Raw genomic sequence first — 10715 nt, forward strand, 5'->3', positions numbered from 1 at the left:
GGCCCTGTCTTTGCACCTGTTGCAGGCCTCGCTGGTTTACGTCAACACCCGCATGGTGCAATCGGTGCTTTCAGATCCTGTTTGGGCTGGCCGACTTGCCGCAGAAGATTACCGAGGTCTGACACCGCTGATATACAGTCACATCAATCCTTATGGCCGATTTGAGCTTGATCTGGAACAGCGCATAGACTTTGAAAGTAAGCTGGCTGCATGACTAGGTGATATTTTGAGTGTACCCATAAAGACGGCACCGGTGAACACTTATTGCATTCAGATCCTTGTTCATTTTGGGTTTGATCTGTGTTATTGAACAAAAATGGCAAGTAACACACCCAAAATGAACAGATCTACGTCCCGCATTGGATATGCGCGCACCTCTACCACTGATCAGAATCTGGAAGCGCAAATTCTCGCGCTGGAAGCAGCAGGGTGTCATCTGATCCGCACCGAGCAACGAAGCGGCGGTTCTCTCAAGGATCGTGTTGAGTTGCAAACAATCTTGGACTTCATTCATCCCGGCGAAACTCTGGTGGTTACACGTATTGACCGACTTGCCAGGTCTATGCATGACCTACAGATCATCGTGCAGTGGCTGCGAGACAAGGGGGCTAATCTTTATGCAACCGAGCAGCCCGTGGATACCTCAACGGCTGCTGGCAAAGCCTTTTTCGATATGCTGGGTGTCTTTGCAGAGTTTGAGACCAATCTGCGGCGAGAGCGTCAAGCAGAGGGGATTGCGGCAGCAAAGACAAGGGGTGTTTATAAAGGCCGTCCGCCACAGATCGATAAAAAGAAAATTGAAATGCGGCTTGCTGCTGGCCAGAGTCCAACCGAAATTGCCCGAGAGCTCGGCGTCTCTCGAGGAACAGTTTACAAGGTAAAGAACCGATGACCAGCCAACGTGAAAAACACGTGCGCATCACACCCCGCCTGAGCGAAACCCTTGAGCAGGAAATGCTGAAAGCCTGTCGTAAAATTGCTGAAACTCATGGGCTGGAAGTTGAGCAAGGTGGGAAGCGTCTCAAGTCCAGAGGCGATGCTTTTGAAATGGCGCTGCGGGTAAAGGTTCCGGTAGCAGAGGGCCAGGATGAGGATTTAGACAAAGAACTCTTTGAACTTCTGTGTTCAAGATATGGTTTGAAGAAAGAAAACTACGACCAAATATTTAGCGATGGCGAAGAACACTTCCGCATTACTGGCCTTGATACAAGACGACCCAAATACCCAATCACAGCAGCACGGATCTCTGATGGGAGGTCGTTCAAGTTCTCGCCCGAGCAGGTCCGCGTGCTGCTTCAGTCAACTACCAAAGTTCCCTGATTGTTCTTCAAGATGGCCAAATACGCAGCTATGTGCCCATAGGGCCAACTACGCGGAGCGCAGGCGTTACGGCGAGCGGGTCTCTACCGGTTTTGTCGAAAGCACGGTGAATGCGGTTGTCGGCAAGCGCTTTGGCAAACGTCAGCAAATGCGCTGGTCCAAATCTGGCGCGCATCTCCTGCTGCAGACCCGTACGCGGGCGCTGGACGGAACGCTCAGGCAGAAGTTCGAACTGTGGTATCCCGGCATAAAAGCTGAGGCGCAAGGCCCGGCAGTCGACAAACTCGCGGCCTGAGTGCCCCACACTTTTGAATACTCTCCCTTATGCAACTTACTCAAAATAAGTTGGCAATCCCCTCCGCGCCACAACATTCAAAAGTGAACAAGGCAACTGGTATTGTGCTGTTGCTATGCCGAAGTATCAGGAACCAGAACCAACGGAATAACGCGCGTCACCACATATGTGCGCCGGTCTTATAATCATGTCGGTCATGTGGGTGCGCGTAATACGTTGGGATGTAGGGCAATTGCTCATCCGCATCTAGTGCGTCAAATGCTATCTGCAGAGTAGCATAATCAAAAAACACAAACGCTCTAGGATTGTAGGGGCTAACCCCTTCCAAAATTGCTCGGCCAAACTTTTCATGATCTTTGTGGAATATACAATAATCGTCATTGTAACCTATCAACACTTCTTGATCTGCAAGCGCCGACGCAAGAGGAACCACTCCATTCCAGTCGCCTAAACGATATCGCTTGTATAGCATTGATACCCAATACAAATGGAATGCGCAGGGCTGCCCATCCATAATGCTTGCCAATATGGAATTTGTTGCGGTTGGAAAGGTATACTCTTTCCAATCATCATCCGTAACTTCGCGCATCAAGATGGCCTCTTTACTCAAATATTGGATAGAATGTGACGATCCTGTCGCCACTTCTAACGTATTCTACAGTTACGCCGCTTGGAGTCACAACCCTTGGATTGCCACCGGGTCCGGTGGAGGTCGCTCCAGTCCGAAGACCCTGCGAGAACTCCGTTACAATTCGCTGATCACTCCAGCCATCTGGGAAGAGCGTTGTAACCCCACCATTATTAGACTTTGGTTGCCCATGAATTTCGACTTGTGCGCGACGAACCCCACCATGACCAACCTCAACTTGCCCGACCGTTTGCACACTACCGGAATTGGTTGAATGGCCTCCCGTCGGACCATTTGGCCCAACATCGCCCTTCAGCACATGATCCACACGACTGTCATCTATACGGATATCTACTTGTCTCCCGTTCGGAAGAGTTGTCGACCCGTTTACACAATTATTGTGCATCCAAACCGGTGCGGCATTTTCATTAGCGGCAACGAAATAGGTGTGAAAATCAGAAACCGTGAGGTTGTAGGCGGTGAGCGGTTTGGCCTCGATCTCGACACCAACCACTTCGGCCCATGTGCCGTCGTCATTCAGCAGCCGATCACCAGCTTGCAATTCTGCCGCATCAACCCAATGGCCATTTTTCAGCGGGCCAATGTAGGTATGACCCTCGGAGCTGCTCGCCACCTTGCGTTCTGTCTGCACAAAATACGGATGAATGCGGTTTGAGACGATGGTTTGCTCAGCGCCAGTATCCACATCACGGATACTAACAGAAACAGTCTCGTCATATGGGTTAGAATATTGCGCCTGAACCGGCTTCATGCTCATCGCGCCGGTCATCGGATCACGCGAGGCAACGGACATTTCAGTCGTCACATCACGGATTGGCAGCAGACCCTCATCCGTCGCGACCAGCGTATCGCCATGGAATGAGCACCATCCCCTATTTGAGGCCGTTTCTTCATATTTCTCCCGAGTTCTCTCTTTCTTCCGGTCTTCGAAAGGCTTAGTGATCTTCTTGAGTTTCTTAGCAATTTTCAAGCCTGTGAGGGCTGCACCTGCACCTGCACTACCCACTTTCACAACCAGATCAATTGCGAAGCTTGAGTAAATTCGCCCAGCTTCCTCGTAGTCTCCGTCATTAAGTGCTTTTAAGTAACCATAAGCTGGTTTTGTCGCAAACTTGTGGCCTGCTTGCAATACACCTTGGGTGCAGGCGCAACTATCCTGCGAGCGCCATGAACTGACGGTAGGCTGGAACGACCTGCTGATCCAGTTGGCCTTTCCTGATCAGATGAGCGGTCTCGATACCAGCAACTGTCGCTTGAGCTGAATGAAAGGCCTTGAAGCCCATCATTGGTTTGGTCAGCCTCTTGATGAAGCGGTGATCTTGCTCAATGATATTATTCAGGTATTTAACCTGCAAGATATCAATGAAAGACCACCAATAGCCAGCAAGAAGCAAATAGAGGTTGATGTTAATTAGCCCAGCCCGGTTGGCTCCGCTTTTGTCCATCACCACTTTCTCCGGCAATAAATTGCTGCCAATGGCGTTCTCAAAAAACGTAGTCGCTGCTGCTTCATCGCGGGTTTTTGAGAGCATAAAGTCAACGGTATCACCATGTTTATCAATGGCACGGTACAGGTAAACCCATTCACCTTTGACCTTCAGGTAGGTTTCATCCATGCGCCATGAGGTTCCAACTTTTCGCTTTTTCTTCCTGGCTTCGTCTGCAATCAGCGGTGAATATTTTACAACCCAGCGATTGAGAGTAGCGTGGTCAGCTTCTACGCCGCGCTCTTGCATGATTTCCTCCAGTTCGCGGTAGGAAACCGAATAGCGGACGTAGAAAAAAACAGCATACAAGATCGCATCTTTTGGGTATTGGACGCCTTTAAAACTGATCAATGCAACAAGCCTCAAGCCATGAATTCAGAGCAAGCTGATTGTACCCGAAAATACGGGAGCAGAAAACCGATTAAACTTTGCGACAGAACCGCGGAATGTTTGTCTATCCAGGACTTAGCCAGTCCAAGCTCTTCATCCCAATTGCACCTGGTGATATCCAGGTAACTGTATACTACAGCGATTCAAATTGCGTTACGGAAGCACCTTAACCCCCAAAATCACTGGAGATAATTTAATGGCAAAGCGCCGCAAAAGAGCTGGTGAAAGTATCCGTGAGCTTTCCTTCGCAGTTCCAAGGCTGACAATCAAAGAAGTCGATGAGGAAGTCAGCAAGGCTGCAGGCGGAGTACCTGTTCGCTTACTTGAAGCCAAAACAAACGTAAATGGATATGTAACGGATATCAAAATTGCAGATTCCGAACACTTGGTTGATTTCCCTATTCTGATCAAGGCCTGCAGCTAGATCGTCGGTTTGGAATATAAATCAAACCCTTTCCCTGCGATGGAAATTATGATCCCCTCTTGTTCGTGAGGAGATCATGGTAAAAGAGATTGGGTTGGATTTATGTGATTAACAAATCTTTGATGTCCATGATGGCTTGTTGACTGTTTTTAAGAATACGCGCAATAGCCAATATTAATCGTTCTGCAGCAAGCAGTTTCCGTGCTTTTTCTTTTTTGTACCGCTTACAATATCGGGGTATGTCCCAGAACCTTGCCTTGAGTCTTGGTACACTGAAGTCCAGATCGTGTGCATTCAACCAGAAGGTCTCACTCAAACTTGGTCACCAGATCGTTCATCCCATGGTGAGTTTCTCCGCAGAGCTGGTCAGATTCCCCCTCTCAGGCAAGGCAGTTGGCTGCCAACTGCTGATGAGTATCCCCGGCATCGGATCTATCATCTCCACCGCGCTGGTGGCCGCCATCGGCAACGGATCTGCTTTTGAACGCGGACGAGACCTTGGCGCTTGGTTGGGCCTAGTCCCCCGGCAGTACAGTACAGTACAGGAGACAAACCCATCCTAGGCAAAATATCGAAAGCCGGAAATCGCTATTTACGCATGCTGTTGGTGCAGGCGGCACACTTTTTTTTTGATGCGACCGAAACTTTGGCTGAATCTAAGCTTCGGAGACTGGCTGGAGCGGGCATCCAAGCGAATGCATAAGAATAAACTGTCCGTCGCCTTGGCCAATAAGCCGACAAGGATCGCCTAAAGCGTATTGTATAATTGCAGGGAGCTTGACAGCCATAAAAACTGACATGGAGGCGACCTAACCAGAACCTCCTTAAAAGTTCGCGACAGAGCATAAGCATAGAACGGAAGAAAGAACGCACCAAAAGTCAAAGGGCCAAAATGGCTTTAAGTAACCTGTCTGGTAATTAGACTGTCAGTACGTGTGTATTACCATCAAGGCCACGGCCCGCGCGCCGATAAACAGGTCGGATACATAGTAGCGACTTCAAGATTCAAAGTAAAAAATCTCTTGCGAAATGCAGGCGGTCCATACATATGGCCCAAGCCAGAACAGCTAAGACTTGATGTCGAGTTAGATTATTGCACCGCAGCGAATGGCAGCTTTGGTCAGCACTGCTGCCGCTGGCGTCGTGCTTAAGTGTGATCCGCACACTTGGCAGACTCATCGTCCCCGAAAGCTCCTTCAGCAGTGCCTTTCTCCTTTTTGCCCTGTCGTCCTGCGATGTGTAGGGTCTTCGTCCGTCAGGGCCAGAGCGCTGCGGCAAGGTGTAAGCTCCCTGCCACTCATGACATTCCTGCCTTGCGCCCTACCCACCAGTTCTGCTTGGTTGCAACAAATGTTGTTGCCGATATATTTAGGCGGAGTTCCGACATTTATCAGACCTGATGGTGAACGCTTTTAAGGCTTAAGATAAAAATACTTAACTGGTAGGGGCCAGAGACCCTATCCTTCAAACGAATGAAGTCGTGTTGCGTGGTACTCAGTCTGCCAACTCCATTTCCTTCATGATTAGGTGAGGTTTTGCGGCGGCTGGTTGAGTGCCCAAAACAGTTACGCGTTCGCCAAAGCGGGAGTATGGGTAATAGTCCCAGACTGCGCGATGCTGCGTGCAACGATTGTCCCAAAACACCAATGTCCCCGGCTCCCAACGTATACGGCAATTCAATGCCTGTTCGCGTTCAACGAGTTGAAAGAGCATCTTTAAAATGGCATCACTCTCGTCCTCGGATAAACTCGGAATATGCGTTGTAAAACCCGAGTTCACAAAAAGCATTGGCTTGCCTGTCTCAGGGTGTTTCGCAACTATTGGGTGCTCAGTTTTAGGTAGCCCTTCTGGCGGCGTGAAGCCCTTCCACGGCACGGCTCCGTCGTGAACTGCAGTCAGCCCAAGTAAGAACTCTTTCATCTCAGGCGACAACATCTCATAGGCCAGATGCATGTTCGCGAACACGGTATCCCCACCGCATCTAAGCTCAGGTGTCTCATGCATGTACAACATCGAGCTATGCGAAGGGGCAGGATCAGCTGTACCATCTGTATGCCAAACCTCTCCTGCAACAAAGCGAGATTTCTTACCGGCACGGATTAAGACAATCTCTGGATCATCACCATCAATGTCACTCAACGGAAGAGCACGCAGTGTACCAAACTGCCGGGCAAACTCCTTTTGTTGATCTTTGGTGAGTTTTTGGTTGCGGAACACCAGAACATGATTCTCAAGAAACGCACGGTGAATCTCTGCAAACTGCTCTTTGTTTACGCCATCAGATAGATTTACTCCGCAGACCTCAGCGCCAATGACCGGTGTAAGACGGTCCAGCTGAATACGCCTGTAGGTTTCTCGAGGTGCTGCGGCAATACTTTCAATAGCTGTCAGAGCATGTTCATGCATGAAGTTCTCTCCTTGGAAAATAGTTAAACAATAACAGTTCGAAGGCATCTAACGAGGTGCTGTCGAGCCTCACAGTAACGCCTCTCCAACTCACCAAATGCATGAGCACACGCAAAGGCATAGGCCGAAGCTTTAAACAGGCTGAGTAAAGCAGTCGTGTTTGCATCTTGCAGCGAGCCATCAGTAAACAGTTTGGCGTTTATGTTGGAATGAACTTGCGCGTTTGCTCGCGCAAACGCCTTGGTATTGGCTTCGCTGTTTAAAGTGCCATAATAATCAGCATAAGCTTCCGCAGAGCCAAACTCGCTCTCGATCATATCTTTGTTGCCCGCGGCAAACTCAAGGGCACTGGAGTGTGAAACGCGGTAGGTTTTCTCCGCGACAAACGCAAGGCGAAACAGGACTAAATAGGCGCCTTCTAACGCATCGAGCCAATGCTCTAAAACCGGCATATCCCTAATCGCGGCTTTGCAATGCAGCTCTTTGAGGCATTCCAGCTCACACGTATTTTCCCCACGCATCTGTGCTGCTTCAATTCCAAGCACCAGTACTGTTCGCCCCATGTACGCATGGAGCTTCTGAACCGTACCATCGGTCAACAAAGACATGGTACAGCTCGTCAGATCAGCCTCAATGTGTTCTTGCTTCAAATCACGCACCAACATGGGCTGATACCCTCTGACTGACAAACGCATTCAAAATAGCCTGCCCAAATGCAGTATTCCCGTGAATCGGGTCATTTTCCTGCGAGAAGTCTTCGCGCTGTAGTTTATCAAAACCCGTAGTACCATCACGAACGTCCAGAACCGGAAGACCCAAGCGTTCTGCTTCTGCAAACAACACGTTTTGCGCTGCTTGGAAAACACTTGGCTCTGAAGTCTCAGGCACCTTCTGGGGAGGAAGAACGGCAAACACCTCAACTCCCATTTTGAGAATGGTGCAGTAAAAATCCAAAGCGCCCTGTGCCATTGCACAGATAAGGTCATGAAACAGAAGGCCTTCCAGAAAGGCTGATGGCAGCGTTCCGTCGCCCTCCCTGTATATCTCCCAGTTTTCGGAGGTTGCGTAAAAATGCAGCGCAAAGCCGAAAGTGCAGAGCAGTGGAATTTTCACATCTTGCAGCGAGTTAGCTGTGAGTTCCTCCAGAAAAGACCGATACATTTCATTGGCATAGCCACTTCGGAAAACCGGATCTTCGTTATTCCAGTCAACAAAAGGAGCTGTGAACTCGCGCCCTGCCCCCATCGGACCACCAACGAACGGAATCCCAACTTCTTTGGCCGCACGCCCAATTGCGCCAGCGTGGGAGTCTCCTAACAACAAGAACTGAATGTCATTTGTAATAGTCGAGTAGTTCTTCTTCACAGATGATATCCTCAGTTGGCAGGAGTGATTGCGTGCTGACTTCTGATTGGTCCTGATGCGTCTGAAGAGCAGACGAAATGCCCTTAAAGAAATGACCCATTACAAATCGAACGCCAGTTGGTGTAATCGTGCGCTTGTTGGGGTTGTAGAACACTCCGTTCATTGGAGGGGAAGCAACCAGTTCGTAGGATGGAAAATACTCGACGTTCTCATTAGTGGCTTCCAACTGCCCTGCCACAGCTCTCAGAACAGACTTGGTATAGGTGGAAGCTGTTAGCACATGATGCGTCGTGAATGTCGCTGTGACCGGAACCGGTGAAACGGTAAACACCAGACGCAGGTTGGGATTGTGTCTTCCTATAAGATCGATACATTTTTGAAAATCAGAGAGTATTTCTGCAAAGGCAAAATTATGTGCTTTATGCAATCTATCATCAAACCGGCCTTTCACTGTGCCAGGGCACATAGGATAGACAACATCTGTTGCGGTATTGAGCCATGCCTCTGTCAAACCCATAGTGAACACGAACAGATCAGCAGAGCTTATCGCTTTGCGAATAGCCACAAGGGTGTCTTCACGTGATGCCCACATGGCTTGAGGGCTTTCAAAGCCATCTGGGGAAATATTGGGCCGGAATGGATCGAAGTACCGCTCTCCATTATTCCAAGTCTCTTTAGACTGGGGGACTTCATCAAAAGCCCATTGGAGCCATTGCAACAACAAACGTGCGGTATAGATGTTTCCTGTTCTGAATGAGAAAACGCCATAGTTGTGATCAAGGGCTTCCCGAGCGCTTAAACCGTCAGGTGCGGGTTCAGCATTGTGCCAGTTCATCCCTCGTCGCTGCAGTTCTTTGCCCATGTTCTGAGAGAAACAAGACCCGGCAGTTATTATGGCCGCATCTTTCTGTATCTTAAACTTCGGTGTCCAGACCTGCGAGATCGAGAAATAGTCTCGCTCTGCGACCGATGGGCGCCAGAATTTGTTGGAAGCCAGCGAACTGTACGGGTTCATTTCACACCACTCCTCACATGAGATGGGTCAGCGGTTCAGCTGGCCTGCTCCGCAATTTTTTCTCTTTGTCTGGTTGCACTGAGCAGCCGGAAACCCAAGTAAGCAACCGGTACGCACATTATCGCGGATGTGAGGAACAATGGCCCTCCACCGATGTGTTCAATCACCATTGCTGCAGCAAATGGCACCGCAGCAGCGCCCGCATTGGAAAGCATATAAAGGCCCATATAGCTGTTCCTAAGACGCACAGGAGCGGTGCGATCCACCACTGTGGCAAACAAAGGCATGGCGATAATTTCCGCCAATGTCGCAAGTGCTATCGCAACAAGCCACAACTCCCTAATTTCAGAGCGATTGGAAGCGATCACCAGCAGACCAAGCATCAGGAAAAAGAAAGCAGCCAGAATGGCCTTGTGTTCTTCAAGCTCAACCAGCCACTTCATCAAGAACAGATGGACGATCAAAACGACGCTCGTGTTGGTAACGTTGATCGAGGCAATAATCCCATTGATGTCAGGCGTTTCGAGAGACATCAGGAAAAATGTTAGGGGCTCATCTATTTGTGCGTACAAGATGACCAGGAAGAAATTTGAGATAAACAATGTCAGAAAAAGCCGATCCACTACTGCTGTTTTTAACAGTGTCGAAATCGGCATTTCCTCCCTGTCTGTGACAACAATGCTTGGCGCGACACTTTTCATTATGCAGAGCGCGAGAACAGCGTACGCAACCGCACCTGCCAGAAAAGCGAAGTTTGAGTTTTGGTTTGCAAACCATAGCCCGCACAAAGGCCCTAACGCACCTGCGATATTGACCAGATAGTAGCGTATGTGAAACAGCAGTGGTCGGTCTTCATCCTTCGCTGCGCAGTCCCCCAATGCAGATCGTAAAAGTGGCTCGAGTGCACCATTGGCAACGGACATGCCCACGATGACCGCAAAATAGATCTGTTCATCCCTTCCAAACGTCAGAACGCAATAGAGCCCTAAGATGCTCAAAGCACTGATCAGCATGATCGCGCGACGATTCAACTTGTCCGCTATAATCCCACTTACAGGCGAAGCAATAAGCGCAGCAAACGCCGACAGCGAAAAAACTACCCCAAGTTCGGCAATAGAGGTTCCGAAGTTTCGTGCCATGAGTACCGCGAAGAAAGGCCAGATCATGAACGATGCAAAGCGTGCGCAAAAGGTGCCAACCAGAATAGTTTTTGCTGGTCTCGGAAGTACCCAGAACTGACGCAGAAATGATTGCCGGTGACTTGGTACGGGCATGAACATAAAACCTGCTCGTTAATGAAGACGTTCGGCGCGGAAATTGCGCAGCGATTTAGTTGTAATAGAAAACTTCACAATCATTGCTCG

Annotated in this window: 12 protein-coding genes and 2 pseudogenes; 6 read left to right on the top strand and 8 right to left on the bottom strand. The window is 49.4% G+C overall.

The genetic code is table 11. The features are described from left to right. From PsAD37_RS20960 to PsAD37_RS27855, 4 genes and pseudogenes are all read left to right on the top strand, one after another. Positions 1 to 214, top strand: a 214-nt coding sequence (locus tag PsAD37_RS20960) for a Tn3 family transposase (RefSeq protein ID WP_153039757.1), incomplete at its 5' end; no start/stop codon positions are given. A 102-nt stretch (positions 215 to 316) separates the two neighbouring features. Further along, complete coding sequence (locus tag PsAD37_RS20965) at positions 317 to 892, top strand: recombinase family protein (protein WP_244272552.1); 576 nt, start codon at positions 317 to 319, stop codon at positions 890 to 892. Continuing rightward, positions 889 to 1320 (top strand): hypothetical protein, encoded by a 432-nt coding sequence (locus PsAD37_RS28190; RefSeq protein WP_063297793.1) that lies wholly within the window; start codon positions 889 to 891, stop codon positions 1318 to 1320. The genes PsAD37_RS20965 and PsAD37_RS28190 overlap by 4 nt, the downstream gene beginning before the upstream one ends. 46 nt (positions 1321 to 1366) lie before the next feature. Next, positions 1367 to 1615: pseudogene (locus tag PsAD37_RS27855) on the top strand (ISKra4 family transposase); the annotation flags it as partial. A gap of 157 nt (positions 1616 to 1772) precedes the next feature. On the opposite strand, the gene PsAD37_RS20980 reads toward PsAD37_RS27855, so the two are convergent. Genes PsAD37_RS20980 through PsAD37_RS20990 form a run of 3 tightly spaced genes read right to left on the bottom strand, consistent with a single transcriptional unit; the run spans position 1773 to position 4102 of the window. Then, the gene (locus tag PsAD37_RS20980) at positions 1773 to 2204 is read right to left on the bottom strand and encodes a hypothetical protein (protein ID WP_063297795.1); all 432 of its coding nucleotides are present in this window, start codon (positions 2202 to 2204) and stop codon (positions 1773 to 1775) included. Between the two features lie 13 nt (positions 2205 to 2217). Continuing rightward, positions 2218 to 3393 (bottom strand): polymorphic toxin-type HINT domain-containing protein, encoded by a 1176-nt coding sequence (locus PsAD37_RS20985; RefSeq protein ID WP_063297796.1) that lies wholly within the window; start codon positions 3391 to 3393, stop codon positions 2218 to 2220. 22 nt (positions 3394 to 3415) lie between these two features. Beyond that, entirely contained in the window at positions 3416 to 4102 is a 687-nt protein-coding gene (locus PsAD37_RS20990) for an IS6 family transposase (protein ID WP_063297797.1), read from the bottom strand. A 235-nt stretch (positions 4103 to 4337) separates the two neighbouring features. Between PsAD37_RS20990 and PsAD37_RS20995 the strand changes: the two genes are divergently transcribed. Both PsAD37_RS20995 and PsAD37_RS29275 read left to right on the top strand, forming a co-directional pair. After that, on the top strand, positions 4338 to 4565 hold the full coding sequence (locus PsAD37_RS20995) for a hypothetical protein (RefSeq protein WP_063297798.1): 228 nt from the start codon (positions 4338 to 4340) through the stop codon (positions 4563 to 4565). Positions 4566 to 4972: 407 nt separating this feature from the next. After that, positions 4973 to 5317: pseudogene (locus PsAD37_RS29275) on the top strand (transposase); the annotation flags it as partial. A 742-nt stretch (positions 5318 to 6059) separates the two neighbouring features. Here the strand turns inward: PsAD37_RS29275 and PsAD37_RS21005 are convergent. Genes PsAD37_RS21005 through PsAD37_RS21025 form a run of 5 tightly spaced genes read right to left on the bottom strand, consistent with a single transcriptional unit; the run spans position 6060 to position 10631 of the window. Then, positions 6060 to 6971 (bottom strand): TauD/TfdA family dioxygenase, encoded by a 912-nt coding sequence (locus PsAD37_RS21005; protein WP_063297800.1) that lies wholly within the window; start codon positions 6969 to 6971, stop codon positions 6060 to 6062. Positions 6972 to 6994: 23 nt separating this feature from the next. Further along, positions 6995 to 7666, bottom strand: a complete 672-nt coding sequence (locus PsAD37_RS21010) for a hypothetical protein (RefSeq protein WP_153039828.1) — start codon at positions 7664 to 7666, stop codon at positions 6995 to 6997. Then, positions 7623 to 8336 (bottom strand): hypothetical protein, encoded by a 714-nt coding sequence (locus PsAD37_RS21015; protein ID WP_063297802.1) that lies wholly within the window; start codon positions 8334 to 8336, stop codon positions 7623 to 7625. Before PsAD37_RS21015 ends, PsAD37_RS21010 begins: the two co-directional genes overlap by 44 nt. After that, positions 8305 to 9351, bottom strand: a complete 1047-nt coding sequence (locus PsAD37_RS21020; protein WP_063297803.1) for a GSCFA domain-containing protein — start codon at positions 9349 to 9351, stop codon at positions 8305 to 8307. Before PsAD37_RS21020 ends, PsAD37_RS21015 begins: the two co-directional genes overlap by 32 nt. A gap of 35 nt (positions 9352 to 9386) precedes the next feature. Next, complete coding sequence (locus PsAD37_RS21025) at positions 9387 to 10631, bottom strand: MFS transporter (RefSeq protein ID WP_063297804.1); 1245 nt, start codon at positions 10629 to 10631, stop codon at positions 9387 to 9389. Positions 10632 to 10715: the final 84 nt, after the last annotated feature.

Origin of the sequence: Pseudovibrio sp. Ad37, assembly GCF_001623075.1 — a bacterium.
Lineage (GTDB): Bacteria > Pseudomonadota > Alphaproteobacteria > Rhizobiales > Stappiaceae > Pseudovibrio.

Coding starts and splice junctions, on each gene's coding strand:
- PsAD37_RS20995 (WP_063297798.1), top strand. CDS start 4,338: ATGGCAAAGCGCCGCAAAAGAGCTGGTGAAAGTATCCGTGAGCTTTCC.
- PsAD37_RS21025 (WP_063297804.1), bottom strand. CDS start 10,631: ATGTTCATGCCCGTACCAAGTCACCGGCAATCATTTCTGCGTCAGTTC.
- PsAD37_RS21020 (WP_063297803.1), bottom strand. CDS start 9,351: ATGAACCCGTACAGTTCGCTGGCTTCCAACAAATTCTGGCGCCCATCG.
- PsAD37_RS20965 (WP_244272552.1), top strand. CDS start 317: ATGGCAAGTAACACACCCAAAATGAACAGATCTACGTCCCGCATTGGA.
- PsAD37_RS21010 (WP_153039828.1), bottom strand. CDS start 7,666: ATGCGTTTGTCAGTCAGAGGGTATCAGCCCATGTTGGTGCGTGATTTG.
- PsAD37_RS28190 (WP_063297793.1), top strand. CDS start 889: ATGACCAGCCAACGTGAAAAACACGTGCGCATCACACCCCGCCTGAGC.
- PsAD37_RS20980 (WP_063297795.1), bottom strand. CDS start 2,204: ATGCGCGAAGTTACGGATGATGATTGGAAAGAGTATACCTTTCCAACC.
- PsAD37_RS21005 (WP_063297800.1), bottom strand. CDS start 6,971: ATGCATGAACATGCTCTGACAGCTATTGAAAGTATTGCCGCAGCACCT.